At 68.5% G+C, this 26,875-nt stretch carries 23 protein-coding genes and 2 pseudogenes; 9 read left to right on the top strand and 16 right to left on the bottom strand.

Annotation, left to right across the window (positions count from 1 at the left end; genetic code table 11):
• Positions 1-174: 174 nt before the first annotated feature.
• From AC5Y5B_RS11520 to AC5Y5B_RS11505, 4 genes are all read right to left on the bottom strand, one after another.
• Positions 175-600: a hypothetical protein gene (locus AC5Y5B_RS11520; RefSeq protein ID WP_112634003.1), complete on the bottom strand. Its 426-nt coding sequence runs from the start codon at positions 598-600 to the stop codon at positions 175-177.
• An 86-nt stretch (positions 601-686) separates the two neighbouring features.
• Positions 687-860 (bottom strand): hypothetical protein, encoded by a 174-nt coding sequence (locus AC5Y5B_RS11515; protein ID WP_165821829.1) that lies wholly within the window; start codon positions 858-860, stop codon positions 687-689.
• A 32-nt stretch (positions 861-892) separates the two neighbouring features.
• Positions 893-2,383, bottom strand: coding sequence for a tetratricopeptide repeat protein (locus AC5Y5B_RS11510; protein WP_112634004.1), 1,491 nt, complete (start codon positions 2,381-2,383; stop codon positions 893-895).
• 135 nt (positions 2,384-2,518) lie between these two features.
• Complete coding sequence (locus AC5Y5B_RS11505; RefSeq protein WP_500005396.1) at positions 2,519-4,954, bottom strand: glycogen/starch/alpha-glucan phosphorylase; 2,436 nt, start codon at positions 4,952-4,954, stop codon at positions 2,519-2,521.
• Between the two features lie 293 nt (positions 4,955-5,247).
• On the opposite strand from AC5Y5B_RS11505, the pseudogene AC5Y5B_RS11500 reads away from it, so the two are divergent.
• A pseudogene (locus AC5Y5B_RS11500) lies at positions 5,248-6,451 on the top strand (DHA2 family efflux MFS transporter permease subunit); the annotation flags it as partial.
• A gap of 11 nt (positions 6,452-6,462) precedes the next feature.
• Positions 6,463-6,856, top strand: a pseudogene (locus tag AC5Y5B_RS11495) (MFS transporter); the annotation flags it as partial.
• Positions 6,857-6,908: 52 nt separating this feature from the next.
• On the opposite strand, the gene AC5Y5B_RS11490 reads toward AC5Y5B_RS11495, so the two are convergent.
• Positions 6,909-7,232, bottom strand: a complete 324-nt coding sequence (locus AC5Y5B_RS11490; RefSeq protein WP_112634021.1) for a DMT family transporter — start codon at positions 7,230-7,232, stop codon at positions 6,909-6,911.
• A gap of 66 nt (positions 7,233-7,298) precedes the next feature.
• Between AC5Y5B_RS11490 and AC5Y5B_RS11485 the strand changes: the two genes are divergently transcribed.
• The 3 genes from AC5Y5B_RS11485 to AC5Y5B_RS11475 are packed head-to-tail and all read left to right on the top strand — an operon-like array spanning position 7,299 to position 9,564.
• Positions 7,299-7,736 carry a DoxX family protein gene (locus tag AC5Y5B_RS11485; protein ID WP_500005373.1) on the top strand — a complete coding sequence of 146 codons (438 nt, stop codon included), beginning with the start codon at positions 7,299-7,301 and terminating at the stop codon, positions 7,734-7,736.
• A gap of 60 nt (positions 7,737-7,796) precedes the next feature.
• Positions 7,797-8,594 carry an SDR family NAD(P)-dependent oxidoreductase gene (locus tag AC5Y5B_RS11480; protein ID WP_112634006.1) on the top strand — a complete coding sequence of 266 codons (798 nt, stop codon included), beginning with the start codon at positions 7,797-7,799 and terminating at the stop codon, positions 8,592-8,594.
• A gap of 4 nt (positions 8,595-8,598) precedes the next feature.
• The gene (locus AC5Y5B_RS11475) at positions 8,599-9,564 is read left to right on the top strand and encodes a phosphotransferase family protein (RefSeq protein ID WP_500005372.1); all 966 of its coding nucleotides are present in this window, start codon (positions 8,599-8,601) and stop codon (positions 9,562-9,564) included.
• A gap of 8 nt (positions 9,565-9,572) precedes the next feature.
• Here AC5Y5B_RS11475 and AC5Y5B_RS11470 read toward each other — a convergent pair whose 3' ends face one another.
• Positions 9,573-9,818, bottom strand: coding sequence for a hypothetical protein (locus AC5Y5B_RS11470; protein ID WP_112634008.1), 246 nt, complete (start codon positions 9,816-9,818; stop codon positions 9,573-9,575).
• A gap of 166 nt (positions 9,819-9,984) precedes the next feature.
• Between AC5Y5B_RS11470 and AC5Y5B_RS11465 the strand changes: the two genes are divergently transcribed.
• Complete coding sequence (locus tag AC5Y5B_RS11465) at positions 9,985-10,683, top strand: MspA family porin (RefSeq protein ID WP_430919519.1); 699 nt, start codon at positions 9,985-9,987, stop codon at positions 10,681-10,683.
• Between the two features lie 13 nt (positions 10,684-10,696).
• Here AC5Y5B_RS11465 and AC5Y5B_RS11460 read toward each other — a convergent pair whose 3' ends face one another.
• Genes AC5Y5B_RS11460 through AC5Y5B_RS11445 form a run of 4 tightly spaced genes read right to left on the bottom strand, consistent with a single transcriptional unit; the run spans position 10,697 to position 15,140 of the window.
• Positions 10,697-11,992, bottom strand: coding sequence for an acyl-CoA dehydrogenase family protein (locus AC5Y5B_RS11460; RefSeq protein ID WP_112634009.1), 1,296 nt, complete (start codon positions 11,990-11,992; stop codon positions 10,697-10,699).
• Between the two features lie 21 nt (positions 11,993-12,013).
• Positions 12,014-13,156: a CaiB/BaiF CoA transferase family protein gene (locus AC5Y5B_RS11455; protein ID WP_500005371.1), complete on the bottom strand. Its 1,143-nt coding sequence runs from the start codon at positions 13,154-13,156 to the stop codon at positions 12,014-12,016.
• A complete protein-coding gene (locus tag AC5Y5B_RS11450) occupies positions 13,153-13,929 on the bottom strand; it encodes an enoyl-CoA hydratase/isomerase family protein (protein ID WP_112634011.1) in 777 nt (258 codons plus the stop codon). Before AC5Y5B_RS11450 ends, AC5Y5B_RS11455 begins: the two co-directional genes overlap by 4 nt.
• A gap of 2 nt (positions 13,930-13,931) precedes the next feature.
• Positions 13,932-15,140, bottom strand: a complete 1,209-nt coding sequence (locus AC5Y5B_RS11445; protein WP_500005395.1) for an acetyl-CoA C-acetyltransferase — start codon at positions 15,138-15,140, stop codon at positions 13,932-13,934.
• Between the two features lie 306 nt (positions 15,141-15,446).
• Here AC5Y5B_RS11445 and AC5Y5B_RS11440 point away from each other — a divergent pair, with 306 nt between their 5' ends.
• On the top strand, positions 15,447-16,403 hold the full coding sequence (locus AC5Y5B_RS11440; protein WP_500005370.1) for an LLM class F420-dependent oxidoreductase: 957 nt from the start codon (positions 15,447-15,449) through the stop codon (positions 16,401-16,403).
• Positions 16,404-16,406: 3 nt separating this feature from the next.
• On the opposite strand, the gene AC5Y5B_RS11435 is transcribed toward AC5Y5B_RS11440, so the two are convergent.
• From AC5Y5B_RS11435 to AC5Y5B_RS11415, 5 genes are read right to left on the bottom strand one after another with little or no spacing between them, the layout of a single operon-like run.
• On the bottom strand, positions 16,407-17,234 hold the full coding sequence (locus tag AC5Y5B_RS11435) for an oxidoreductase (protein WP_112634013.1): 828 nt from the start codon (positions 17,232-17,234) through the stop codon (positions 16,407-16,409).
• An 8-nt stretch (positions 17,235-17,242) separates the two neighbouring features.
• On the bottom strand, positions 17,243-17,914 hold the full coding sequence (locus AC5Y5B_RS11430) for a nitroreductase family protein (RefSeq protein ID WP_112634014.1): 672 nt from the start codon (positions 17,912-17,914) through the stop codon (positions 17,243-17,245).
• Positions 17,915-17,928: 14 nt separating this feature from the next.
• Positions 17,929-19,446 carry an Hsp70 family protein gene (locus AC5Y5B_RS11425; RefSeq protein WP_112634015.1) on the bottom strand — a complete coding sequence of 506 codons (1,518 nt, stop codon included), beginning with the start codon at positions 19,444-19,446 and terminating at the stop codon, positions 17,929-17,931.
• 9 nt (positions 19,447-19,455) lie between these two features.
• A complete protein-coding gene (locus AC5Y5B_RS11420; protein WP_112634016.1) occupies positions 19,456-21,741 on the bottom strand; it encodes a carbon starvation CstA family protein in 2,286 nt (761 codons plus the stop codon).
• A 54-nt stretch (positions 21,742-21,795) separates the two neighbouring features.
• Complete coding sequence (locus tag AC5Y5B_RS11415; protein WP_289176504.1) at positions 21,796-23,325, bottom strand: ATP-dependent DNA ligase; 1,530 nt, start codon at positions 23,323-23,325, stop codon at positions 21,796-21,798.
• 112 nt (positions 23,326-23,437) lie between these two features.
• On the opposite strand from AC5Y5B_RS11415, the gene AC5Y5B_RS11410 reads away from it, so the two are divergent.
• Both AC5Y5B_RS11410 and AC5Y5B_RS11405 read left to right on the top strand, forming a co-directional pair.
• Positions 23,438-24,205: an SDR family NAD(P)-dependent oxidoreductase gene (locus AC5Y5B_RS11410; protein ID WP_066864782.1), complete on the top strand. Its 768-nt coding sequence runs from the start codon at positions 23,438-23,440 to the stop codon at positions 24,203-24,205.
• Between the two features lie 130 nt (positions 24,206-24,335).
• Positions 24,336-26,501, top strand: a complete 2,166-nt coding sequence (locus tag AC5Y5B_RS11405; protein WP_112634656.1) for an acyl-CoA dehydrogenase family protein — start codon at positions 24,336-24,338, stop codon at positions 26,499-26,501.
• A gap of 3 nt (positions 26,502-26,504) precedes the next feature.
• Here AC5Y5B_RS11405 and AC5Y5B_RS11400 read toward each other — a convergent pair whose 3' ends face one another.
• A complete protein-coding gene (locus tag AC5Y5B_RS11400; RefSeq protein ID WP_112634655.1) occupies positions 26,505-26,840 on the bottom strand; it encodes a Zn-ribbon domain-containing OB-fold protein in 336 nt (111 codons plus the stop codon).
• Positions 26,841-26,875: the final 35 nt, after the last annotated feature.

Below are 26,875 nucleotides of genomic sequence, written 5' to 3'. Positions count from 1 at the left end.
TCACGCCCCTTGCTCTGCCTTCAGGCCACTGCAGATAGTAGACGGCCGTGTACTCAAAGGACAGCTGATCGTGCAAACGATAGCGGTAACGCCTCCAGCGCGCGACCAGAAGGGCCCGCGGGCATACCTGGCGGCGACACCGACAGCGCCAGATGCCTTAGGCTGCTGCGTCCGTCAGGAGATCTTCCGTAGTCGCCGTTTCAACCTGGCGCTCCGCAGGATCTGAACAGTGAGGTTCATAGCGGCCAACATGGGGAAGACCCCCAGAAATGTACGTTCGGAGGGCGTCGCTCCGTGCAGGTGGTAGAGGCTGCCGAACACGTAGAAACAGCCCAAACCGAACAACGTAGCGGGGAGGCATAACGCCAGCACGGAGCCACGACCCGCAAGGAGTTGTTTCGCATAATTCAACTCGTCCTGCGACATGGGTTGGCGTTTACGCACTTTGGTGACTACCGCCTTGGCGCTGCCCACCTCTTCACCGACCGGGGTGGTCGTTCGATCGCCCAAACGTTTAATGAAGACGGCGGCAATGGTCGCGAACACCAGCGCAAGCGCGAGGCCTATCACGGTCAGCAGGCCATACAAAAACGAACTCATGCTCCAGTCCTTGCTCCGCCGTGGGGTTTACGAAGGCTCGCGGTGAACGCTACCCCAACGAGTGCGGCCGGGCGTCAGCGTTTTCTTCAGTCGCGGTCCCTGATCACGTCGCGGACGATCAGTCCGAGCAGGGCGATCAGGCCGAGGGGTACGAGGAGCTTGAAGACGATCGAGGCGTGGCTGTAGAGCAAGCCGTACGCGAGCGTTCCGATCACCACCATGGTGAGCAGGATGGCGCGATTGATCTTGTCCGTACTCATTGCAGGCAACCTAACTTCCCGGCGGCGAGACCTCAAAACCCGAAGTCGCCACCACCGCCGGAATCGGAACCACCGCCGCCGAAGTCCGATCCGCCGCCGAAATCGGAGCCGCTGGAGTCCCAGCCGCCCCCGGAGTCCCAGCCGCCGCCGAAGCCCACGTCACCGCCGCCGGAGTAGGCGGCGTCGTTGCCGGCGAATCCGACGTCGGCGCCACCCGAGTCCTGGTAGCCGCCGGTGAACCCGACGTCGGCCGGCGCGCTGTCGTAACCGGCCGCCTGTCCGCCGTCGTCGCCGTAGCTGTTGGCATCCGCGAACGCGGAGTCGCGGCCGGCCTCGAAGCCCCGCTCGTAGCTGCCGCCCCAGTGGTCGTCGAGCAGCGCGTCCATCAGCAGCACGTCGGTCAGCGCCCATGTCCAGCCGGGCCCCCAGAACGCGTACGGGTAATAGCCGGGGTAGAAGAACATCCCGTTGTGGTAGCCGCCGCCGTAGTAGTACGGGTAACCCGGCTGGGCGGTGGTGCTGTAGTTATTGTTGTTGATCGTCACCGTTTCGCCCGTGTCAGGGTTCTTGGTGCGCACCGTGGCCTGCTTGCGGTCGTCGGCCGGGACCGACGTCACCGCCGCGACGTCCGGTTGCCGCGGGTCGAGCTTGCGGTTAGCCTTGGCAACCGTGGATTCCACCACCCGCAGGTGCGCCCGCGCGGAGCCGTAATCGCCTTTCTCATAGGCTTTTCGGGCGTCGTACAGGCTGGCGTTGGCTTTCAACGATTCGGCGCTGACGTCGACGCCGCCCGCGCTCAGTACCGCGTTGTCGAGGTCGCTGACGTTCGACGTGGCCGCGATCAGTTCCTGCTTGATCTCCTCGCGCGCCTCGGTGTCCTTGCGGTGCTTGCGATTTCGGCCGACGGCGAACCAGAACAGGCCGGCCATGGCCAGCGCGATGCCGGAGATGACCAGCGTCACCTTCAACCACGCCCACTCGTCGTGCTTTTGGTGGGCGACCGGTGAGGTGGTCGCGGGTCCGACGGGGGCCGCATTGGCGCTCGCCAGCCGGCCGACGAAGGCGCTGGTAGCGCCGTAGGGGTCGTTGCGGTGATCCCGTGCCGACTGATTCATGAATTGGTCGACGTTGTCCGCAATGGCCTTGGGCACGTTGTAGGCGCGCACGTGGTAGCCGCGAGCGTCGATGACGAGAATGACGCCGCTGAATCCGGCGTTGCGGGCCAGCATGGCGGTGTGTACGGCGTCGGCGGTGGTCACACCGCTCTGGGCGGGCGACACCGCCGCCACCCAGACCGGTGGGCCCGCGCTCCACCGCCACGAGCTGGTGAGGATCTGCTGGTTCAGCTTGTCGGGGTTCTGCAGCGGCGGTCTGGCACCCGGGTCGACCACCACATGCGTCTGGGCGTCGAACCTGCTCACCAGCTGGTCGGTGTAGGCGTCGGCCGAAGCGGTCGGCGCGAGCAGCACGGCCAGTATCACGGTCAACGGGACCAGGACAAGGCTGCGCAAGCGTACGGTCACATCTCTCCTGCCACGAGTCGTTGCGTGAGCGCCCACCCTAGTCCGTTTCGGACGGCTCTGCCGCGCGGCCGGCTTGCGCTGGTTACCGGGGCGGCCGGCCAACCGCGGGCGCGTGCCGGGGCTCCCCGGCGACCACTAGATCTTGACCGTCAGCGGCCAGACGTTCCAGATCTCGTCGCAATACTCGGTAATGGCGCGATCCGACGAGAACTTGCCGCTGCGCGCGGTATTGAGGATCGACATCTTGGTCCATGCCTCGCGGTCCTGCCACGCGGCGCTGACCCGCTCCTGACAGTCCACGTATGACGCGTAGTCGGCGCACACCAGAAAGGGGTCGTCATAACGCAGGTTATCCACGACGGGCTTGAACACCTCGGTGTCCCCGCGCGAAAACGTCCCTGACGCAATGAGATCCAGCACCACGCGCAGCTCGTCGTTGCCGTCGATGTAATCGTTCGGTCGATACCCGTCGGCCTTGACCGCCCCGACCTGCTGCTCGGTGAGTCCGAACAGGAAGAAGTTCTCGGGGCCCACCTCGTCGCGCATCTCGACGTTCGCCCCGTCCAGGGTGCCGATGGTCAGCGCCCCGTTGATCATGAACTTCATGTTCCCGGTCCCGGAGGCTTCCTTGCCCGCGGTGGAGATCTGTTCGGACAGATCGGCGGCCGGGTAGATCAGGTGGGCGTTTTGCACGTTGAAGTTCGGCACGAAGGCCACCTTGAGGAACCGGTTCACGTCGGGGTCGGCGTTGACGGTTTCGCCGACCGCGTTGATGAGCTTGATGATCCGCTTGGCCAGGAAGTATCCGGGCGCGGCCTTGCCGCCGAAGATGAAGGCCCGCGGCGGGATCGACAGGCCGGGGTTGCACTTCAGCCGGTGATACAGCGCAACGACGTGCAGGACGTTGAGGTGCTGCCGCTTGTACTCGTGGATGCGCTTGACCTGAACATCGAACAGCCAGTCCGGGTTCAGTTCCACACCGGCCACCGAGTGGATGTATCTGGCCAGGCGTGACTTGTTGGTGCGCTTGATGTCGCGCCACTCGCGCCGGAAGGCCGCGTCGTCGACGAACGGCTCGAGCCCGCGCAGGCGACCCAGGTCGGTCAACCAGCCGTCGCCGACAGTGCGGTCCAGTAGTTCGCGCAGCCCCGGGTTGGCCAGTGCGAGGAAGCGGCGCGGCGTCACCCCGTTCGTCTTGTTGCTGAACCGTTCCGGCCACATCTCGTAAAAGTCTTTCAGGACACTGCTTTTCAGCAACTCCGAATGGAGGGCGGCGACGCCGTTGATGGCATGGCTGCCGACGGTGGCCAAGTGCGCCATCCGGACGAACTTGCCGCCGTTCTCACCGATCAACGACATCCGGGCGACCCGGTCCTCGTCGCCGGGGAAGTGGGCGCGCACCTCGTCGAGGAACCGGCGGTTGATCTCGTAGATGATCTCGAGGTGGCGCGGCAGCGACTCGGCGAACATCTGCAGCGGCCAGGTTTCCAGCGCTTCGGGCAGCAGCGTGTGGTTGGTGTACCCGAACGTCGCGACGGTGATGTCCCACGCCGCGTCCCAATCCAGCTCGCGCTCGTCGACTAGCAGCCGCATCAACTCGGCGACCCCGATGGACGGGTGAGTGTCGTTGAGCTGCAGCGCAAACCGCTGAGGCAGTTCCTTGACGGAAACATCCGCGAGATCGTCCATGATGTGCAACACGTGCTGCAGCGAGCAGGACACGAAGAAGTACTGCTGCAGCAGGCGCAGCCGCTTGCCGGCCTCGGGCTCGTCGTTGGGGTAGAGCACCTTGGTGACGGTTTCGGACGTCACCTCGTCCTCGACGGCCTTGTAGTAGTCGCCGGTGTTGAAGGCCTCCAACGCAAATGACTTGACGGCGCGCGCGCTCCACAACGTCAGCACGTTGCAGGTGTTGACGCCGTAGCCCTGGATGGGTGTGTCGTAGGCGGTGCCTTTGAGCAACCGTCCCGGCACCCAGCGGACGCGATCGCGGCCGGACTCGTCGGTGTAGTGCTCGGCGTAGCCGCCCCACTTCACCAGGAAGCTGACGTCGGGTTTGGCGATCTCCCAAGGGTTTCCGTTGTCCAGCCAGTTGTCGGTCTGCTCGACCTGCCAGCCGTCGTGGATTTCCTGGTCGAAGATGCCGAATTCGTAGCGGATGCCGTAGCCGATCGCCGGTCGTTCCAGGGTGGCCAGCGAGTCCAAATAGCACGCGGCGAGCCTGCCCAGGCCCCCGTTGCCCAGCCCGGGTTCCTCCTCGCAGGCCAGCACGGTGTCGAGATTCTGGCCCATCGCCGCCAGCGCCTCGCGAGCCGCCCGCTCCATCTGGAGATTCAGCAGGTTGTTGCCCAATTGCGGGCCCATCAAAAACTCGGCCGACAGGTAGCAGGTCACCTTGCGGCCGAGGTCCAGCGAGGTCTGCGTTGAGGCCACCCGGCGATCCTGCATGCGATCCCGCACCGCCAGGGCGAGCGCGCGGTAGTAGTGCTCGGGGCGCAGGGCCGCCGCCGGACGCCCGATCGAGTAGCGCAGGTGGTCGTTGATCGCCCGCTGCAGCGCGGCCGCGCTCATCCCGGTGCGCGAGTGCTCGATCAGGTCGGCCCGGGTGGGGCTGCCGGGGTCGAGCCCATCGGAGGGCGTCTGATCGACATCGGTCATGGTGGGTCCTACTCGCTAGAGAGGGTGTCAGCACGGCGTGGCCTACCCAGCGGTGTGCAGGCCGTCAGTCTCGCACGGGCGTTTGCACACCAAGAGCGGAATGGACGTCTGTCATGTGAACGGAAGCTCACGTGCTCGCGACGAGAGAGCGTTGCTATCGGGGTCGGTGGTTGCGGCGGCGACCCCACAGCGCAGAATCCTCATCCGTGGGCCGGCCTGATGGCGGTGAATCGACGGAGCCACGTCAACTGCCGTTGGCGTCGGCCGGCGCGCGCTGGCTCATCGCCGCGGCTGTCCTCGGTTCGGGAATTGCGCTGCTTGACGCGACCGTGGTCGACGTCGCGCTGCCTACCATCGGCAGGCAGCTTGGTGGGGGTCTGACCGGGCAACAGTGGGTCCTCGATGGGTACCTGTTGACGCTGAGCGCCTTGCTCCTCTGCGGAGGCGCTGCAGGCGACCGGTACGGCCGGCGGCGCGTCTTTCTTGCGGGACTGGTGGTTTTCAGTGTGGCTTCTCTCGGCTGCGGTTTGGCGCCAACGATCGGATGGCTGATCGGAACTCGGCTGCTGCAGGGTGTCGGCGCGGCGGCGTTGGTCCCCGGCAGTCTTGCACTGATCGACGCCGGCATCACCGACAGCGACCGCGGCCGTGCCGTCGGTCTGTGGGCGGGCATGTCTGGCGTCACGACGGCGCTGGGTCCGTTCATCGGCGGCTGGCTGGTCGACGCGGCGTCGTGGCGCTGGGTTTTCCTCTTGAACCTTCCGTTGGCCGTCGTGGTGGCATGGATCGCGACGCGGCATATCTCGGAATCTCACGATCAAACCGCACGGGGCGGCCCCGACATACCCGGGACTGCCGCCGTCACGGTCGGCCTGGCGGGGGCGATCTTCGCGCTGATCGAGGCCCCTTCGCGCGGTTGGACATTCGTGACTGTCACCCCCGCATTTGTGGGGCTGACGGCGTTGGTCGCTTTTCCCCTGATTGAACGGCGCGCACGGTCACCGCTGTTGCCCCCGAAGCTTTTCCGCTCAACGCAATTCGTCGGCGCCAACCTCACCACCTTGGCTGTGTACACGGCGATCGGCGGTGCGTTGTTTCTGTTGACGCTGCAGCTGCAACAAAGCCTGCACTACTCTGCCCTCGCGGCCGGGCTGGCGACGTTGCCGATGACGATCATCATGATGATCGGCTCCCCGTTCGCCGGTGCGTTAGGGGAGCGGACCGGCCCCAGGCTGCCCATGACGGTCGGCCCGTTCGTCGCTGCGGGCGGTCTGACGTTGATGGCGCGTATCGTGCCCGGGGCAACGTACCTGGCTGTAGTCCTGCCCGCTGTGGTCATCTTCAGCGTCGGCCTGGCGATCACTGTGGCGCCTCTGACTGCAGCCGTTCTCTCCGCCGTTCCCGACAGCTATGCCGGGACTGGCTGTAGTCCTGCCCGCTGTGGTCATCTTCAGCGTCGGCCTGGCGATCACTGTGGCGCCTCTGACTGCAGCCGTTCTCTCCGCCGTTCCCGACAGCTATGCCGGGACGGCTTCGGGTGTCAACAACGCGGTTTCGAGGATCGCGAATCTTCTCGCAATCGCCGTGTTACCTGTCGCAGCCGGGATCGACGCGGCCCCCGGGACGCCGCTGGGCCCCGGCTTCTCGCTGGCGATGATCATCGCCGCGGCCGTGTGTGTGGTTGGCGGAAGCGTCGCGCTGGTGACCATTCGCACCGGCGCCGACATTGCGCATCAGTTGGTGCCGGGCATCAACCACGCCTGTCAAGATCCGTGCACCCGACGGCCGGGCAGCCGCGCGCCGGACGCAGCGTAGTTCTGCGACAGGAGGGCAAGGATTCGTTGCCACAGCGGACGAAGCCAGGCGGTCAGTGCGCGCCGGTCAGATTCAGCGTCACCACCCCGGCGATGATCAGCCCCACACCGACGACCTTCGACAGCGAGATCGGCGAGCCCAGGAACAGCACCGCGATCAACACGATCAGGGCCGTGCCGATGGCCGACCACAGCGCATAGGCGACGTCGGTCTGCATACCGCGCGAGATCGACACCGCCAGCAGCGCAAAGGAGACGGCATAGCCGATCAGGCACACGACGGTCGGCCACAGCCGGCTGAAGCCTTCGGTGCTCTTGAGCAAGCTGGTCGCTACCACCTCTGTGAAGATCGCGCCGAGGAGAAAGAGATAGGTCAAAACGCCTCCTTGCATACGGGTAGTACACGTACGTATTTACCGGACTGATTACGTAGCCTGGCCCTCGTGAGGAATGGTCTCGATGCTCGCCTGGCCCGTCACACCCCGGCCGTGCTCAGCCTGTTTCGCCTCGTCTACGGTTTACTCTTCGCCGCGTACGGTTCGAGAAGCCTGTTCAATTGGCCGGTCCGCTCGCCGGTGGCGGTTGAGTTCGGATCCTGGCCCGGCTGGTACGCCGGACTGATCGAGATCGTCGCGGGCCTGCTCGTCGCCGCCGGGCTGTGCACCCGCGCCGCCGCGTTCGTCGCGTCGGGGCAGATGGCGGTCGCCTACTTCTCGGTCCACCAGCCCCAGGCGCTGTGGCCGGTCGCCGATCCGCCGGCCGGCAACGGCGGCGCGCTGGCGATCCTCTTCTGCTTCGCGTTTTTCCTGCTGGTCTTCACCGGCGGCGGCAGCTACGCCCTGGACGCGCGACGCAGAATGCTTCCCGTCCGCCGGCGATAATGGCATTCTCTGATGCGGAGAAGCCATTTCCGCATGGCCGGGAGGCCGAGGAGGTCGACGATGAGCGCGCAGCGGTGCGACGGGACGGTGGCCCTCGTCACCGGCAGCAGCCGGGGCCTGGGCAGGGCGATCGCCATGCGGCTAGCTTCGGAAGGCGCCACGGTGGCCCTGACCGCCCGCACGATGGACCCCGATCCCAAGTACCAGGGGTCGCTGAGCCAGACGCGCGACGAGATCGTCGCCGCTGGCGGGAAAGCCGTTGCGGTCCAAGCTGATCTGTCCCAGTCCGACGACCGGGAGCGTCTTTTCGCCGAGGTGGTCAGCGCGGTCGGTGCACCCGACATCCTGGTCAACAATGCCGCGGTGACGTTCCTGCGGCCCCTCGACGGATTTCCCGAGCGGCGAGCGCGGCTGATGATGGAGATGCACGTGCTCGGGCCCCTGCACCTGTGTCAGCTGGCGATACCCGCGATGCGCGAGCGCGGCCGCGGCTGGATCCTGAACCTGACCTCGGTGGGCGGTGACCTGCCGCCCGGTCCGCCGTTCTCCGAGTTCGACCGGACCGCGGGCTTCGGCATCTACGGCACGGCCAAGGCCGCCCTCAACCGATTGACGAAAAGCCTTGCGGCCGAACTATATGACGACGGGATCGCGGTCAACGCCGCCGCCCCGTCCAATCCTGTGGCCACGCCCGGCGCCGGCACCCTCGATCTGGCCAAGACCGACACCGAGGACATCGCGCTGATCACCGAGACGGCGTTTCGGCTGTGCACCGGCGATCCGAAGACCCTGACCGGGCGCGTCGCACACACCCAGCCCTTCCTCGCCGAGGTCGGCTGGACCGCGCCGGCCCCCTGACCGGATGAGCAGCGCCGAGCTCGATCCCACCGCGCTGCGCCGCCGGCTCGCCGGCGCGGGCGTGGCCGACGTCGCCCCGCTTGCCGGCGGAGCCTCCAGCCTGACCTTCGCGGGCACCAGGGATGGCCGACGGGTCGTGGTCAAGGTGGCTCCGCCGGGCGTCGCACCCGTTGCGCACCGCGACGTGCTGCGCCAGGCCCGCGTCATCAAAGCGCTTGCCACGACCGGTGTTCCGGTGCCGGAGGTGCTGTGGGAGGACGCGGGGGATCCGCCCGGCACGCCACCGCTCTACGTGATGACGCACGTCGAAGGCGAGTGTGTGGAGCCGTTATTCGACGATTTCCCATCCGTGCGCGATCTGTGCGACCGGTACCGGAATGCGTGCCGCGTCATGGCCGTGCTGCACAGGCTGGCGCCGTCGGACCTCGGGCTGGGCGACGAACCGGTGGTCGATCCGGTCGCCGAAGTCCACCGGTGGTCGGCCACGCTGGCGACGGTCGACCCGGAGCTGGCCCCCGGCTGGCCGAGAGTGCGTGACGCGCTGCGTGATTGCGCGCCCAGCGCAATGGCGCCGAGCGTGGTGCACGGTGACTTCCGGCTGGGCAACCTGCTCGCGGCCGGATCGCGGGTCAACGCCGTCATCGACTGGGAGATCTGGTCGATAGGCGATCCGCGCATCGACGCGGGCTGGTTCTTGATCAACTGCGATCCCGGCACCTACCGGCGGGTTGCCGCGCCCGACGGCATGGTGCCGCCGATCGCCGAGATCGCCGAGCTGTACCGATCCGAGTTAGGTTGTGAGGTAAGCGATCTGGCGTGGTTCATGGCACTGGCGTGTTTCAAGTCGGCGGCGACCTGGTCGCTGATCGTCAAGCACAATCGCCGGCGGGCGGCGCCGCGCGCCGAATTGGAAGCCATGGCAGGGGTTTTGCCGAGACTGCTCGACCGCGCCGGGTCGGCGCTGGCTTAGCGACGGTATTACTGGCAGCGCACCAGGAGGTTTTCGCAGATCATTCCGACGTCACCCGTGTCGTTCACGGGCTGGCCCTCATTCGACGGGTTGGTCCAGGTGGTCGGGAACGGGCTCCACACGTCGTCGAGCCCCGGCGGCTGGGGGCGCGGATCGACGTTCGGGTCCGCATGCGCGATGCCGGCGCCGCTTGCAAGGGCGATGGCGGTTGTCACGCAGACCAGCAGTCCGCGAGCGCGCATGCGAAGCGTCATCGCCGCCTCCTCGGTTTCTGCCGGGATTGTTGGCTTTTCTTGGCTTTTCGAAGTCCAATTCTACCCGCGGCGCCATATCGCGTAACAGTCACAAACGCACAACAACTTCGGCCGACGGCCCAGCAAATTTCGCTACTCGAAATGCTGGGTGCGTACGGTGTCGCCCGTGAGGCCCATAGCCGCGGTCGTTCGTCGCGCCCTGGTGGCCGCCGCATGCCTGGCTGTTTCTTTGCCCACGGCGCCGACGACGGGCGCGGATCCCGACGCCGCCCCGCCCCCTCCGGAAGCGGCCCCGGTGGCCGACGGAGCGCTGCCCTCGAATCCCCCGGTGGTCCTCAACACCCCCGACGGTTGGACCCTTGGCGTGGGCGCCCGGGACGAGGCGCAGGTACCGGTGGCGCCGTTGACCACCGCGGTGTCGTCCCGCGAATACCTCGCCAGCGGGATATTCGTCGCCTCGTTGATGGGCCCGGGACGCCCCCAGGGGGTGCTCGAGGTGGGTTACGAGATCGGCTGTGGCATCGACATGAGCACGTCCGACGGCGTCACGATCGGCGGCACCGCTGGCATCACTCCGGGTGTGACGGGACCGGTGACCGGTGTGCCCGGGGACGTGCTGCCGTTGGTCGTTGCTCCGATCGCGGGTGTGCTCAACGTGGGGCTCAAGCCGGGCCTCGTGATCGTGGTGCCGGTGGTCAAGAAACAGTTCAGGGGCCCGAATCCCTGGGTGATGGTCAGCAACTTTCACGTCAAGATCGACGGGTGCGTGGGCGAGTCGTTCATCCGCTCCTACGCGGTGCTCAATCGGGTGACCGACGATTCCGACGTGGTCTTGTCCTACGTCGGCGTCACCAAGAAAGTCTGAGCGGGCCCGCCGCTCAGCCGCGGGGGATGCCAGCGAGCTTGTCGGCGAACTTGGCCTCGGCGGCCGCGCGCAACCGCAGCAGATGCTCGGAGGGAAACAGATCCGGTGCGGGCTCACGGTCTTTCAGCAACAGCCGCGCCAGCGTGACCTTGTGTACTTCGGTCGGGCCGTCGGCCAGTCCGAGCACGAATGACTCGACCAGATACTGCACGAACGGCATCTCGTGCGTCGTGCCCAGGGACCCGTGCACCTGAAGCGCCCGCGACGACACGTCGTGCAGGACCTTCTGCATCATCGCCTTGACCGCCGAGATGTCGGCCCGCACGGCCTTGTAGTCGTTGAATTGGTCGATCTTCCAGGCCGTTTGGAGGGTCAGCAGCCGAAACGCCTCGATCTCCATCCACGAGTCGGCGACCATCTCCTGCACGAGCTGCTTGTTGGCCAGCGCCTCGCCCTGGGTGTAGCGCGACACGGCCCGCTCGCAGATCATGTCGTAGATCCGGCGGACCAGGCCCACCGTGCGCATCGCATGGTGAATCCGCCCGCCGCCCAGGCGAGTCTGCGCGACCACGAACGCGCCGCCGCGCGGGCCCAACATGTGATCGGCCGGCACGCGGACGTTTTCGTAGCGGACATAGCCCTCACGGCCACCGCCGGTCGGCTGGTAACCCAGCCCGACGTCGCGCAGCACGTTGATCCCGGGGGTGTCGCCGGGAACGACGAACATCGAGTAGCGCTCATAGGGCGGCGCCTCGGGATCGGTCATCGCCATCACGATGAGGAACGACGCCATCGAGGCGAACGACGAAAACCACTTCTCCCCGTTGATGACCCAGTGATCGCCGTCGGCCACCGCGGTGGTGCGAAACACCTTCGGGTCGGCCCCACCCTGCGGCTCGGTCATCGAGAAGCACGAGATGATGCGGTTATCCAGCAGCGGCTCCAGATAGCGCTCCTTGAGCTCGGGGGTGCCGTAGTGTGCCAGGATTTCGCTGTTGCCCGAATCGGGTGCCTGCGAGCCAAACACGATCGGCGCGCATTCCGAGCGCCCCAGAATCTCGTTGAGCAGCGCCAATTTCACCTGCCCATAACCGGGACCGCCCAGGTGCGGGCCCAGGTGGGTCGCCCACAGCCCCCGCTTCTTCACGATGTCCTGCAGCGGCGGGATCAGCGCCTGACGCACCGGGTCGTTGAGGTCGTGGGATTCGGTGACAATCAGGTCGATCGGTTCGCACTCCTCGCGCACGAAGCCGTCGACCCACTGCAGTTGTTCGGCCCACTGTGGGTCGGTGGAGAAGTCCCACGACATGTGTCGTCCTCTCTAAGGTGGTCACTGAGGCTTGCTTTGGGCCACCACGCCGGCTTCCTCCAGCGCGGTGATGTCGTCGGGGACCATGCCCAGCTCACGCAGCACGGCGTGGGTGTGATCCCCCGGGAGCGACGGAGGCGCGGGCGTGCCGGGACGGGTCCGGGAGAAGCGTGGCGCGGGGGCGGGCTGGGTGATGCCGTCGAGCTCGAAGAACGTCTGCCGCGCGACGTTGTGCCGATGCCGCGGCGCTTCGATCAGCGAAAGAACCGGCGTCGCACAGCATCCCGGCGTATCCAGGAGCGACTCCCACTCGGCGCGGGTCTTCTCGGCGAAGCGCGCGGCCAGTGCGGCCCGGTGGGCGGCCCACGCCGTCGGATCGCCGTCGTCGTGGGGCACGTCGACGCCCAGCCGGTCGCACAGTTCGGCGTAGAACTTCGGTTCCATGGCGCCGACGGCGATGTGGCCCCCGTCGGCCGTGGCGTAGGTGCCGTAGAAGTGCGCGGCGCCGTCGAGCAGATTGTCCTGACGCCGGTCGCGCCACGTGCCGGCGGGCAGCATGCCGAAATACGGTGCCAGCAGCGCGGCGACGCCGTCGACCATCGCCACGTCGAGGACCTGACCCGCGCCCGACTCGCGGGCCTCCAGGATGGCGCTGAGCAGCCCCACCGCCAACAGCATTGCGCCGCCGCCGTAATCGCCGACAAGGTTCAGGGGCGGCACCGGTGACTCGGCCGTGCCGATGGCGTGCAGGGCGCCCGTGAGCGCAAGGTAATTGATGTCATGACCAGCGTGACCGGCCAAGGGCCCGTCCTGTCCGTAGCCGGTCATGCGGGCATAGACCAGCCGGGGGTTGCGCTCGCGCAGCGCATCTGGTCCGATGCCCAGGCGCTCGGCTACCCCCGGGCGGTAGACATCCACGAACGCGTCGGCGTCGGCGGCCAGCCGGTGGACGAGGTCGCGCCCGCGCGGGTCCTTCACGTCGGCGGCCAGGGAGCGCTGGCTGCGGCGGACCGTGTGGTCGACCGGTCGCGGGCCGTCGACACCCGCGAGAGCGTCGACGCGGATGACGTGAGCGCCCAAGTCTCCCAACAGCATTCCGCAAAACGGCGCTGGCCCCAGCCCGCCCATCATGACGATGCGCACGCCACGCAGGGGACCGGTCATGAAGACCACTTCTTGCGGCGGTCGGCCGCCTCGTCGGTCGCATGAGAGATCACCTGATTGCGGTTCTCCAGTTCCATCGCCGACGCCAGACTGACGGCGTCGGTGTTGACCTGAAGGGCGCGCTTGGTCAGCTGCGCGCCGAGCGGGGCGTGGCTTGCGATCAGCGACGCCAGCTCGACCGCGCGGTCGGCCAGCCGATCCGGCTCGACGACCTCACTGACCAGGCCGCGACGGTCGGCCTCGGTGGCCGATACGGTGCGGCCGGTCAGCATCCAGTCGGCGGCCACGCTGGTGCCGACGATGCGCGGCAGGTGATAGCTCATACCCATCTCGGCGCCCGAGAGCCCGAGCAGGATGGCGGCGTTACCGAAAGACGCTGCCGTCGAGCAGATTCGGATGTCGGCGGCCAGGCACAGCGCGAGCCCGGCGCCCACGCAGGGGCCGTTGACCGCGGCGATCACGGGCTGCGGCAGCGCGCGCACCGCTTCGGCGAGGGCGGCCATCCTTTCCTGAAAGCGCATCCGGTCCAACGCGGGGGCGCTCGCTTCGAGCATCGAGGGGCCGAAGTCGCGCATGTCGATGCCCGCACAGAATCCGCGTCCCGCGCCGGTCAGCACCGCGGCGTGTGCCGCCGGGTCGGCGGCCAGATCGCCGAGCACCTCGCGCAATTCGGCCTGCATCGTCTCGTTGATGGCGTTGAGTCGCTGCGGACGATTCAGGCGCACAATGGCGACCCCGTCGCGGGGCCGTTCGAGCGCCACGGTGTCCGGCATGTTCACACCCGCTCGATGATCGTCGCCGTGCCCATCCCGCCGCCGGTGCACATGGTGATCAGACCCGTTGTCAGGTCACGACGTTCGAGCTCGTCGAGGACCGTCCCGATCAGCATGGCGCCGGTGGCGCCGATGGGGTGCCCGAGCGCGATCGCCCCGCCGTTGACGTTGACCACCTCGGGGTCGATGTCGAGGTCGCGCATGGTCTTGAGCGGGACGGCGGCGAATGCCTCATTGATCTCCCACAAATCGATGTCGGCCACCGTCATGCCCGCGCGGTGGAGGCAACGCTGAGCCGCGGGGCCGGGGGCGGTGAGCATGATGATCGGTTCGCTGCCGAGCGCGGCGGTCGCCCTTATCTGCGCGCGCGGGGTGACCCGATGGGTGTGCATCCAGTTCGACGAGGCCAGCGCCACCGCCGCGGCGCCGTCGACGACGCCGGACGAGTTGCCGGCGTGGTGCACATGGTCGATGCGGTCGATGCCCGGATAGCGCTGCAGGCAGATCTCGTCGAAGGTGTGTCGCTCGCCGTCGGCGCACGCGGCGCCCATCGCGGCGAAGGCCGGTTTGAGCCTGGCCAGCGACTCGGTGGTGGTGCCGGGACGGGGATGTTCGTCGCGTTCGATGCGACCGTGCGGTGTCGGCACGTCGACCAGAGAACGCTCGAAACGGCCCTGATCGATGGCCGCGCTGGCGCGGCTCTGGCTTTGCGCGGCGTAGGCGTCGACGGTCTCGCGGTCGAATCCCTCCAGGGTCGCGATGAGGTCGGCCGAAATGCCCTGCGGGACAGTCGGATACAGCGCGCTAAGGTCCGGGTTGTTGCCGTCGATGGTCGGGACGCCCGCCGTGACATCCCAGCGCGACATCGATTCGACGCCGCCGGCGATCACCAGATCCTCGCTGCCCGCGGCGATGCCGGCGGCCGCCACGGTGACGGCCTGCTGGCCCGATCCGCAGAATCGGCTCAGCGTCATCCCGGGCACGCTCTGGGGCCAGCCGGCCAGCAGCACCGAGAGTCGGGCGATGTCATCGCCGTGGTCTCCGGACAGAATGCCGTTGCCGGCGATCACGTCGTCGACGTCCGCCGGGTCGAAGCCGACCCGCTCGGCCAGCGCGGTCAGGCACCGGGCGAACAGGGCCTGCGGGTGCACGCCGTGCAGCCCGCCGTCGGGGCGGCCGCGCCCGCGGGGCGTGCGGACCGCGTCGAGAATCCAGGCGTCGATGATGGACTCCGATCGTTGTTCGGGCTGGACCGGCACGGGTCACCAGCGATCGTAATCCGTCTCTCGGCAATGGAGAACTACCTTCTCCAAATTGGCGAAGCTGTTCTCGTTCGGTCAGGGGCGGGCCTCGGCGTGGCCACCCCACTGGTGCACGCGCCGGGCGCCGCACGGCCGAGCGCCGAAATCGGCCAGCGCAGGGCCGGTTTCGGTGTCCGGCACGCGGCCGTTGCCGGTGCGCGGCGGGTAAGCGGCGCAGGGGCGCATAACCGGGCGCTCGGCGGGTAGTCCGGCGCCATGACCAAGATCGGATACTTTCTCACCTGCGAGCAGTTCGGCCCGAAGGAACTCATCGACCAGGCCAAGCGGGCCGAGGACGCGGGGTTCGACGCCTTGTGGATCTCCGACCACTACCACCCCTGGAACGACGAGCAGGGTCAGAGCCCCTTCGTGTGGGGGGTGATCGGTGCGCTGTCGGAGGCGACGTCGCTGCCGGTCAGCACCGCCGTCACCTGCCCGACCATGCGGATCCACCCGGCGATCATCGCGCAGGCGGCGGCCACCGCGGCAGTGCAGCTCGACGGGCGCTTTGTGCTCGGGGTCGGCAGCGGTGAGGCCCTCAACGAACACATCCTGGGCGATCCCTGGCCGTCGGCCGGTGTGCGGCTCGAGATGCTGGAGGAGGCGATCGACGTCATTCGCAAGCTGCACAAGGGTGGCGAGGTGAGCCACCACGGTAAGCACTACGAGGTGCAGGAAGCGCAGGTCTACACCCGGCCCGAGCGGCCGGTGCCGATCTACGTCTCGGCGTTCGGCCCACAGGCCGTCGAGCTGGCCGCCCGCATCGGCGACGGCTACAGCATCGCCATGCCCGACGGCGACCTGGTCAAGCAGTTCCGTCAGGCCGGGGGCGGCGACAAGCCGGTGCAGGGCGGTACCAAGGTCTGCTGGGACGCCGACGCCGACGCCGCGCTGAAGACCGCGCACCGGTTGTGGGCCAACGAGGGGTTGCCCGGCCAGACGTCGCAAATCCTGCCCCGGCCCAAGGATTTCGCCGCCCTGCAGTCGCTGGTGCCGCCCGAGACGGTCGCCGAAAGCGTGGCCTGCGGTCCCGACCCCGACAAGCACATCGCACAGGTGCGCGAGTACATCGACGCCGACGTCGACGAGATCTACGTGCAGCAGATCGGTCCCGACATGGACGGGTTCTTCGCCGCGTGGCGGCGTGACGTGCTGCCCCAGTTGCGTGGGTAGGGCTCAGCCGAAATCGGTGCTGCTGGTGAGTTGTTCCCACTGCGAGATCTCGGCTGCCCGCGCGTCCGCCTTGTAGCGATAGGCGGCCAGCGCGTCGGGCCCGAGCAACAGAAACGCCGGCGGCTCGGGCGATTCGACGGCCGCGATGATCGCCTTGCCGGCCTTGGCGGGGTCGCCGGGCTGATTGCCGTGCATGGTGTCGTTCTCCTTGCGACGCTGCCCGGCGGTGGCGGCGTAGTCGTCGATGACGGTGGCCGACTGGATCAGCGATCGCCCGGCGAAGTCGGTGCGAAACGCGCCGGGCTCGACGACGGTCACCGAAATGCCCAGCGGGACAAGCTCACCGCGCAGGGCGCCGCTCATGCCCTCGATCGCGGCCTTGGCCGCCGCGTAGTACCCGGATCCCACCGGGGTCAGCTGGGCGCCGATCGAGGAGATGTTCACGATGGCGCCGCTGCGGCGCGCCCGCATGCCGGGGAGGACGGCCTTGATCATGGCGACGGTGCCGAAGAAGTGTGTCTCGAACAACGCGCGGACGTCGGCGTCGTCACCCTCCTCGACCGCGGCGCGATAGCCGTAGCCGGCGTTGTTGACCAGTACGTCGATGCGGTCGAACCGGTCCTGTGCGCGCCGCACGGCCGAGGCGACCTGGGCGGGGTCGGTGACATCGAGGGCGGCGGCGAGCACCCGCTCGGGTGCCGATTCGGCCAGCTGGGCGACCGCCGCGACGTCACGCGCGGTGACGACGGCGTTGTGGTCGGCGCCGATGACCGCCTCGGCCAGCGCGCGACCGAGCCCGGTCGAGCACCCGGTGATGAGCCATGTGGACATGGGAACGCTTACCCCTCACCGTCGAAAGCCGGGCCGTCGAATCGATCGCGAGTGATGAACTCCGCGACCGCCCGCCGGCGCAGCTTGGTCAACTGCCGCACCGGTTTTCCCAGCGGCACGACGGCCGCCACCGCATGCCGGTCGGGAATGTCCAGCAGTCGGCGGACCTGGTCTTCGGCCGCGATGGCCATCGTCGTGATGGTGCCGCCGTACCCCTCGCCGCGGGCGGCGAGCAAGATGTTCCAGATCAACGGGTAGACCGACGCGCCCCCGGCGATACCGACGCGGTCCAGGTCCTGATCGACGGCCGCGACGACGGTCAGGTCCACCGAAACGACAAGGACGACAGGCGCATTGGCGATCGGCGCCACAAACGTGTCAGGGATCTCGGTGGCGTCGATGACTTCTTGCGGCACGCCACTGGGATGCACTGAGTTCCATGGGTTTTCGCCGGCCTGCTGCTGGGCGAAGTAGCGGCGGGCGGCGGGCTTGCCGAGTTCGGCCAGCCGCCGGCGGGTCGCCTCGTCGCGCACCACGGTGATGTGGGCGCCTTGCCGGTTGCCACCGCTCGGGGCGAACCGGGCATGGTCGAAGATGCGGCCCAGCACCTCGTCGGGCAGCGGGTCGTCGGTGAATTCCCGTGCCGCGAACGTGGTTCGCATCACGTCGTATAGCTGCATGGTGGGATGGCTCGTCAACTCGCGGACGCGCGCCGCTCCAGCCGGAAGGTGCGCTCGAAGCCCGCCGGCCGCGTCGTCAGCGTCACTTCCACCGCACCGCTGGGGGCGATGACGTAGCGCTCCTCGACATCGGGTCCGTCCTTCCAGCGACCGACCGGCTGACGCCGGAGGTCGTCCCGGTCGTACAGGGCCGGGTCGAACGGAAACAGCACCGGGTCATACGGCGTGACGTCGCCGTCGGGCCGCCCGTTGACCAGGCGGCTGCACTCCACGAACCGGAAATGCCCGATGTTGTGCGCCGCTCGGTAGGTGCGCTTCACCACCAACGGGGACCGCCCGTCGGCCGGCAGCGAGACGTCCTTGCACACGATGGGGTCGAAGACGACCCCGGCGCCCGCCTCGGCCTCGCGGAACACCCCAAAATTCCTCGAAAAGCGTTCGGAGAGCGCAAAACCCGACTCCTTGTCGAGGAAGACGGCAAGCCCGATCGCCGTGGCCGCGAAGGGATGCGGTGAGCGTTTCACCCGCTTCTCGCCGAAGGTGCCGCGCAGCATGCGCGACACCAGTGGGAAACCGCCGGCCCCGCCGACGACGTAGATGCCCGCCACCTCCGACCAGTCCACGTCGGTGCGTCCGCGCGCCGGGTCGTGCAGGACCCGGCGCAGCAGCGTCATCGTCTGGTCGACCAGCGGCGCACACACCGCGTACACGTCGTCGATGGGGCAGGAGAAGGGGGGCCGATCGAGCGGGGACAGGTCCACCAGGAAGCGGCGGGTCTGCGGCCCGACGGCTTCCTTGCGCGCGGCGCACTCCTCGGCCAGCAGGTCGCGCTGGGCCGCGCTGAGTGCGGGCAGGCCGGCGCCGGACAACACGAGTTCGGCGATCGCGTCGTCGAAGTCGTCACCGCCGAGGCGTTGAATACCCTCGCTGATCACCACCTCGTTGGCGTGCCCGGTCATCTTCAGCAACGACGCGTCGAACGTGCCGCCGCCGAGGTCGTAGATGAGGACGTATTCGCGTTTGGCGGTGATGGTCGAGCGGTACCGGTGGGCGTATTCGAGGCTGGCGGCCGACGGCTCGTTGAGCAGCGCGACGACGCGGAACCCGGCGGCCACGTAGGCGTCCAGCGTGAGCAGGCGCTGGGCGCTCGAGGCGTTGGCCGGCACGCTGATGGCGGCCTCGATGGCTTCGCCGGGACCCGGGGTGGCGTTCGAGTTGCGCTGCAGGTCGGCCTTGAGCTGGGACAGGAAGCCGGTGAGCAGGTCGGCCAGGCGATAGTCGCGGCCGGCCAGGCTGATCTCGGTCTGCGGCCCGGCGTCGTTGAGCAAGCGTTTGAACGAGCGCAGCACCGACCATGCCGGGTCGTGCCGGACGGCGGCGGCGTCCGGGCCGAAGCGCAACTGGCCGGCGGCGTTGGCCGCGATGAGCGACGGCCACGCGTCCTCGCCCTCGAAGGAGACGACGGGATAGTTGCCGCGATCGACGGCCGCGACGACGGTGTGGGTGGTGCCGAAGTCGATACCGACTCTCATCGCGCAAGTTTAGGACCGCGGCGCGGGCTTGGGCACAACCTTTTTGCCCGGCGTGCCGTGCGCGTTCGGCAACTCGTCCCATCGCCGCTGCACCGCGCGCTCGGCGGCGGTGGGGATCAGACCCGAGGGCGCGAAGAACCGCGAGGGCACCGGCTCGTCCTCGGTCAGTGGCCGGCCGGGCCCGCGGATAGCCCCGAGCGCGACCACGGCGCCGGCGATCACGACGATGACGACGGCCGCCGCGAACAGGATGGACAGCGTGCCCTGGATGAAGGTGTTGCGGATGACGTCGTCGAGCTGGTGCGCGTTCTTGGCCGAACCGAACGCCGTCTTGCCCGCCTGCCTGGCCGCCAGGTACTTCGAGTGCTGCGTCCAGTAGCCGACGGCCGGGTCGGGCGAGAAGATCTTCTGCCACGACGCCGTCAGCGTGACCACGAGATCCCACAGCAACGGGATCCCGGGGATCCACACCCACTTCAGCAGGCCCTTTTTGATGACGATGACGGTGATGACGGTCAGCGCGATCGCGGCGAGCAGCTGGTTGGCGATGCCGAACAGCGGAAAGAGCGTGTTGATGCCGCCCAGCGGATCGGTCACCCCCATCAGCAGGATGCTGCCCCAGGCCGCGGCCACCGCCAGGCTGCACAGCCACACACCCGGACGCCAGCTCGGATTGCGCAGCTTGGTCAGGGGGCCGCCCAGGTTGCCGAGGGTGTCGGAGAGCATGAAGCGGGCGACGCGGGTGCCGGCGTCGACGGCGGTGAGGATGAACAGCGCCTCGAACATGATCGCGAAGTGGTACCAGAACGCCTTGAGGCTCGCACCGCCGAACACCCGGTAGAGCACCTCGGACATGCCGACCGCCAGCGTCGGCGCCCCGCCGGTGCGCGACACGATCGACTTCTCGCCCACGCCGGTGGCGGCAGCGGTCAACTGGTCGGCGGTCACGGGAGCGCCGCGCAGCCCGAGGCCGTTGACGTAGTGCGCGGCGGTGGCCGCGCTGCCGCCGGTCTGCGCGGCCGGCGCGTTGAGCGCGAAGTACACGTGCTGGTCCAGGATCGCCGCGCTGATCAGCGCCATGACCGCGACGAACGATTCGGTGAGCATGCCGCCGTAACCGATCAGCCGCATCTGGCTTTCCTTCTCCAGCAGCTTGGGCGTGGTGCCCGAGGAGATCAGCGCGTGGAATCCGGACAGCGCCCCGCAGGCGATGGTGATGAACAGGAACGGGAACAGCGCGCCGGGGAACACCGGCCCGTCGCCGCGGGCCGCGAACTGCGACACCGCGGGCGCCTGCATGACCGGGCGCGCGATGCAGATGCCGACCGCGAGCAGCGCGATGGCGCCCACCTTCATGAACGTCGACAGGTAGTCGCGCGGGGCCAGCAGCAACCAGACCGGCAGCACCGACGCGACGAACCCGTAGCCGATGATCAGCCAGGACACCGTGACCGCCGACAGGTTCAACCACGATGCGCCCCAAGGGGTTTCGCCGATCCAGGCGCCGGCGCCCACGGCCAGCAGCAGCAGCGCCACCCCGATGAGGGAGACCTCGGCGACGCGGCCGGGACGCAAAAACCGCAGGTAGCATCCCATGAACACGGCGATGGGAATCGTCATGGCGATGGAGAACACGCCCCAGGGACTCTGCGCCAGCCCACGCACCACCACCAGCGCGAGGACCGCGATGATGATCACCATGATGACGAACGCCCCGAGCAGCGCGGCCACCCCGCCGGCGGCGCCGAGTTCGTCGCGGGCCATCTGCCCCAGTGAGCGCCCGCGCCGCCGCGTGGAGATCCACAACACCAGGTAGTCCTGCACCGCGCCGGCGAACACCGCCCCGATGACGATCCAGATGCTGCACGGCAGGTAGCCCATCTGGGTGGCCAGCACCGGACCGACGAGCGGTCCGGCCCCCGCGATGGCGGCGAAGTGATGGCCGAACAGCACGCGGCGATCGGTCGGCACGTAATCGGTGCCGTCGTCGAGAACCTCGGCCGGCGTGGCGTGGTCGTCGCGCGGGCGGACGATCTTCATCTCGATCAGCCGGGCGTAGAACCGGAACCCGATGAGGTAGGTGCACATCGCCGCGACGACGAACCAGACCGCGTTGACCGTCTCGCCCCGCGTGAACGCGATGATCGCCCAGGCGACGGCGCCGAGCACCGCGACGACGGCGAACACGATCTTGTGCCGCACGGTGATGGCGGAGCGGTCGACGATGGCGACGGGTGGCAGGTCTGCGCCGCCGTGGATGTAGCTGATGTCGTCGTCGTGCTCCGTGACCGCCACGGACCGAAACCCTACGCGCGCAGCATGAACTGCGCCTGTCGGAGAGGGCGTCGTTCAGTACAGTGCGCGCACGGCGTCGATGGTGTCGGCCTCGGCGGGGCTCTTGTCGTCGCGATAGCGCACTACGCGGGCGAACCGCAGCGCCAGCCCGCCGGGGTAGCGCGACGACTTCTGCACGCCGTCCAGCGCGATCTCGACGACCTGCTCGGGCCGCACGCGTACGACGTAACCGTCCGTGCCGTCGATGGCCAGCTCGCTGAACCGTGCGGTCTGCCACGCCAGCATGGCGTCGGTCATGCCCTTGAAAGTCTTTCCCACCATGACGAATTCGCCGCTGGCCGGATCGCGGGCGCCCAAATGGATGTTGGAGAGTTTGCCGCGGCGGCGTCCCGATCCCCACTCCACCGCGAGCACCACCAGATCCAGCGTGTGCACCGGCTTGACCTTCAGCCAGCCCGCGCCACGGCGGCCGGCCTGATACGGCGCGTCGGGCGCCTTGGCCATCACGCCCTCGTGGCCGGCGGCCAGCGTCGCGTCCAGGAAGGCGCTCGCCGCCGCGGGATCGGCGGTGAGCAACCGGTCGACCCGCTGGGCCGGGGGCACCAGCGCGTCCAGGGCGGCCAGCCGGTCGGCGGTCGGGGCGTCGAGCAGGTCGACGCCGTCGCGATGCAAGATGTCGAAGAAAAACACCGAAAGTCGCTGCGCGGCAAGGGCTGCCGCGATGTCGACGGAGCGGCCGAAGCGTGAGGCCGTGACCTGGAAGCGCTGTGGCCGGTTGTCGGGCCGCAGCGCGATCGCCTCGCCGTCGGCGATCAGGTGATCGACGGGCAGCGCCAGCGTCGCCTCCACGACTTCGGGCAGCCGGGCGGTGACGTCGTCCAGGCTCCTGGTGTAGACGGTGACCTCGTCACCCGCGCGGTGGATCTGTACCCGCGCCCCGTCCAGCTTGGCTTCGAAAATCGCCTGCCCGCCGTGGCGTTCGATCGCGTCGGCCACGCCCGTCGCGGTCTGCGCCAGCATCGGGCCCACGGGGCTGCCGACCCGCAGGGTGAACGCGTCCAGCGCCGAGGGCGCACCGGACAACGCGGCCGCGGCCACCGCCGGCAGGTCGCCGCCCAGCATCGCGGCCCGCTGCACCGCGGCGGCCGGCATCCCGGCGGCCCTGGCCACGGCGTCGGTCATGATCCCGGCCAGCGCGCCCTGGCGCAGTTCGCCGCCGAGCAGCCGTAGCAGGAAGGCCTGCTCGGTGTCGGTGGCGGCCGCGAACAACGCGTTCAGCAGCGCGGCGCGGCGCGCCTGCGCGCCCTTGCCCGACACCGCGCCGATCTCGGCGAACGTGGCGTCGACCCCGCCGACGGTGAGCGAGGCGTGCGGGGCAGCGGGCGGGCGGGAGCGCAGCGCCGCCCAGCCCACGCCGATCTGGCGTTGCCGCAACTCACCGGACAGCCACGACACGATGACGGCCACCAGCGCGGCGTCCGGCGCGGCGCGGCGCAGCAGGTCGGCGATGTGGGCCACTTTGGTCAGCCGCGACGACGTGCCCGAGACGTCGGATGACGTCGTGGCCACGTCGAGAAGGAGCACGGTTGTCAGCTTGGCATGGCTCGGTGACAGGCCTGGAGTGCGGACACGCTAGCGTGCCTACGTAACGTTACAGATTGCACAGGATCTGACAACCCAAGAAGGAGACGTCCGGATGGAGATCAACGGGAAGAAGGTCGTCGTCATCGGCGGCGCATCGGGAATGGGACGTGCGAGCGCCGAGCTGCTGCATGAACGCGGCGCGGACGTCGCCATCCTCGATCGCGAGGGCTCCGACGGGAAGACGGTCGCCGAGGGCGTCGGCGGCACCTTCTATCCCGTCGACGTCACCGACTTCACCGGCACCGAGGAGACACTGCAGGCCGCCGTCGACAAGCTCGGCGGACTGCACGTCGTGATCACCACCGCGGGCGGCGGTATCGCCAAGCGCACCCTGACCAAGTCCGGCCCGCACGACCTCGAATCCTTCCAGTCCGTGATCGACCTCAACCTCATCGCCACGTTCAACATCAGCCGGCTGGCCGCCGCACACATGGCCAAAAACGAGCCCGAGGACCCCGACACCGGTGAGCGCGGCGTCATCATCAACACCGCTTCCATCGCGGCGTACGAGGGTCAGATCGGCCAGGTCGCCTACACCGCCGCCAAGGCGGGCATCGCCGGAATGTGCCTGACCATGGCGCGCGACCTGGGCTCGGTGGGCATCCGGGTGCTGGCCATCGCCCCGAGCCTGTTCGCGACCGGTCTGACGCAGGGCATTCCGGATGAGTTCGCCACCCAGCTGACCAAGGACGCGGCGTTCCCCAAGCGCCTCGGCCGCCCCGAGGAGTACGCGAAGCTGGCCGCCGCCATCGTGGACAACCCGATGCTCAACGGGCAGTGCCTGCGGCTGGACGCCGGGCAGCGGTTCGCACCCAAGTAGCCCCCCGTTAGGGCCCTCCCCGCATTAAGTACACTCTTTAGGCAGCCGCCCCGCTTCCCCTCGAAGCGGGGCAGGCCCCCAGCTTCTGGGCGATCACACCCGGCTGGCATGCGGCGCGAGGAGGGCCCTCATGGGTATCGCAATAACCGACGACCATCGTGAACTGGCCGGGGTGGCCCGCGGGTTCTTGACCTCGCAGAAGGCGCGGTGGGCGGCGCGGTCGCTGCTCGACGCCTCGGATGAGCCCAGGCCCGGGTTCTGGCAGAACCTGGTGGAGTTGGGGTGGCTCGGCCTGCACGTCGCCGAAGAGTACGGCGGCTCCGGCTTCGGGCTGCCCGAACTCGTCGTGGTGATCGAAGAACTCGGCCGTGCGGTGGCGCCTGGGCCTTTCGTGCCCACCGTGATCGCGTCCGCCGTGATCGCCAACGACGGTACCGCCGAACAGAAGTCGCGGCTGCTGACCGGTCTGATCGATGGGACCGTCACCGCGGGCATCGGGCTGGACAGCCAGGTGCGGGTCAACGACGGGGTGGCCGAGGGTGAGGCCGGAATCGTGTTGGGCGCCGGGCTGGCCGAGCTGTTGCTGATCGCCGCCGGCGACGACGTGCTGGTGCTCGAGCGTGACCGCGACGGTGTGGCGGTCGAGGTGCCGGAGAACTTCGATCCGACGCGGCGGTCCGGGCGCGTCCGCCTGCAGAACGTGCGCGTCTCCGCCGGTGACATCCTCACCGGCGCAAGGCAATCGGCGTTGGCCCGGGCCCGCACCCTGCTGGCCGCCGAGGCGGTCGGTGGGGCATCGGACTGCGTCGACGCCGCCGTCGACTATGCCAAGGTGCGCCAGCAATTCGGGCGCACCATCGCCACTTTCCAGGCGGTCAAGCATCACTGCGCCAACATGCTGGTCGGTGCGGAGTCCGGGATCGCCGCCGTCTGGGACGCCGCCCGCGCGGCAGCCGAGGACGAGGAGCAGTTCCGCCTGATCGCGGCGGTGGCCGCGACGCTGGCCTTCCCCGCCTACGTCCGCAACGCCGAACTCAACATTCAGGTGCACGGCGGCATCGGCTTCACCTGGGAGCACGACGCGCATCTGCATCTGCGCCGGGCGGTGGTGAGCGCGGCGCTGTTCGGTGGTGACGCACCGGCCGCCGACGTCTTCGAGCGCACCGCCGCCGGCGCCGTCCGGGAGAACAGCCTCGACCTGCCGCCCGAAGCCGAGGAACTGCGCGCCGGCATCCGCGCCGATGCCAGCGAGATCGCCGGGCTGGGCAAGGAGGCCCAGCGCGACAAGCTGATCGAGACCGGCTACGTGATGCCGCACTGGCCCAAGCCGTGGGGACGCGCGGCCGACGCGGTGGAGCAGCTGGTGATCGAGGAGGAGTTCCGCGCGGCCGGCATCAAACGACCCGACTACGGGATCACCGGCTGGGTGATCCTGACCCTCATCCAGCACGGAACGCCTTGGCAGATCGAAAGATTCGTGGAAAAGGCGCTGCGCAAGGACGAGATCTGGTGCCAGCTGTTCTCCGAGCCGGATGCCGGCTCGGACGCCGCGTCGATCAAGACGCGCGCCACCCGGGTGGACGGCGGCTGGAAGATCAACGGCCAAAAGGTGTGGACCAGCGGGGCGCACTACTGCGCGCGCGGCCTGGCCACGGTGCGCACCGATCCCGACGCCCCCAAGCACGCCGGCATCACCACGGTGATCGTGGACATGAAGGCGCCCGAGGTCGAGGTGCGGCCGCTGCGGCAGATCACCGGCGGCTCGGACTTCAACGAGGTCTTCTTCAACGACCTGTTCGTGCCCGACGAAGACGTCGTCGGGACGCCCAACTCCGGGTGGACCGTCGCGCGGGCGACGCTGGGCAACGAGCGGGTCAGCATCGGCGGCAGCGGATCGTTCTACGAGGGACTGGCCGACCAACTGGTGCAGCTCACCGAGCAGCGCCCGGACCGGTTGGCGGGCGGGCGAATTCGGGTCGGTTCCTATCTCGCCGAGGAAACCGCGCTGCGGCTGCTTAACCTGCGGCGCGCCGCGCGCAGCGTCGAGGGCGCGGGCCCGGGACCGGAAGGCAACGTCACCAAGTTGAAGCTGGCCGAGCACATGGTGGAAGGCGCCGCGATCATGGCGGCGCTGCTGGGACCCGAGGTCGCGCTGACCGACGGTCCCGGCGCCCTGGCCGGCCGGCTGATGATGGGAGCCCGCGGCATGGCGATCGCGGGCGGCACGTCGGAGGTGACCCGCAATCAGATCGCCGAGCGGATCCTCGGCATGCCGCGCGACCCGCTGATCAACTAGGGATCAGGCCGGCGCGAACTGCGCCGCGCCGCCGCTGCCGCGCTGTGGTCGTAGCTGCACGGCCATGCCGCAGGTCACCGAATCCGGTTCGCAGTCAACGATATTGGCGGCGACCCGCAGGCCGCTCTGCTCGGCGAGCTCGACGATGGCGATGACATAGGGGGTGGGGATCTCCGGGTTGTACGGATGATGGTTGACCGTGTAGGTGAACACGGTGCCCCGCCCGGAAACCGCTCGCGCCTCTAGCGAGCCCCCGCACTCGCGGCACACGCCGCTGGCCGGATGCACCCAGCGCGCGCACCCGTCGCAATACTCGATGAGCAACGGCCCGTCCGACACGACGAATACAGTACACTCTATTGATTCGATGCGGT

The organism is Mycobacterium sp. NGS33, from assembly GCF_059812885.1.
This window is presented reverse-complemented; position numbering and strand designations above follow the sequence as displayed.

Bases quoted from the DNA above. Each gene is read 5' to 3' on its own strand.
- AC5Y5B_RS11455 (WP_500005371.1), bottom strand. From the start codon at position 13,156: ATGACCGGTCCCCTGCGTGGCGTGCGCATCGTCATGATGGGCGGGCTG.
- AC5Y5B_RS11480 (WP_112634006.1), top strand. From the start codon at position 7,797: ATGAGCGCGCAGCGGTGCGACGGGACGGTGGCCCTCGTCACCGGCAGC.
- AC5Y5B_RS11505 (WP_500005396.1), bottom strand. From the start codon at position 4,954: ATGAGCGCGGCCGCGCTGCAGCGGGCGATCAACGACCACCTGCGCTAC.
- AC5Y5B_RS11475 (WP_500005372.1), top strand. From the start codon at position 8,599: ATGAGCAGCGCCGAGCTCGATCCCACCGCGCTGCGCCGCCGGCTCGCC.
- AC5Y5B_RS11520 (WP_112634003.1), bottom strand. From the start codon at position 600: ATGAGTTCGTTTTTGTATGGCCTGCTGACCGTGATAGGCCTCGCGCTT.
- AC5Y5B_RS11450 (WP_112634011.1), bottom strand. From the start codon at position 13,929: ATGCCGGACACCGTGGCGCTCGAACGGCCCCGCGACGGGGTCGCCATT.
- AC5Y5B_RS11425 (WP_112634015.1), bottom strand. From the start codon at position 19,446: ATGAGAGTCGGTATCGACTTCGGCACCACCCACACCGTCGTCGCGGCC.
- AC5Y5B_RS11430 (WP_112634014.1), bottom strand. From the start codon at position 17,914: ATGCAGCTATACGACGTGATGCGAACCACGTTCGCGGCACGGGAATTC.
- AC5Y5B_RS11435 (WP_112634013.1), bottom strand. From the start codon at position 17,234: ATGTCCACATGGCTCATCACCGGGTGCTCGACCGGGCTCGGTCGCGCG.
- AC5Y5B_RS11470 (WP_112634008.1), bottom strand. From the start codon at position 9,818: ATGACGCTTCGCATGCGCGCTCGCGGACTGCTGGTCTGCGTGACAACC.
- AC5Y5B_RS11410 (WP_066864782.1), top strand. From the start codon at position 23,438: ATGGAGATCAACGGGAAGAAGGTCGTCGTCATCGGCGGCGCATCGGGA.
- AC5Y5B_RS11515 (WP_165821829.1), bottom strand. From the start codon at position 860: ATGAGTACGGACAAGATCAATCGCGCCATCCTGCTCACCATGGTGGTG.
- AC5Y5B_RS11460 (WP_112634009.1), bottom strand. From the start codon at position 11,992: ATGTCGTGGGACTTCTCCACCGACCCACAGTGGGCCGAACAACTGCAG.
- AC5Y5B_RS11405 (WP_112634656.1), top strand. From the start codon at position 24,336: ATGGGTATCGCAATAACCGACGACCATCGTGAACTGGCCGGGGTGGCC.
- AC5Y5B_RS11440 (WP_500005370.1), top strand. From the start codon at position 15,447: ATGACCAAGATCGGATACTTTCTCACCTGCGAGCAGTTCGGCCCGAAG.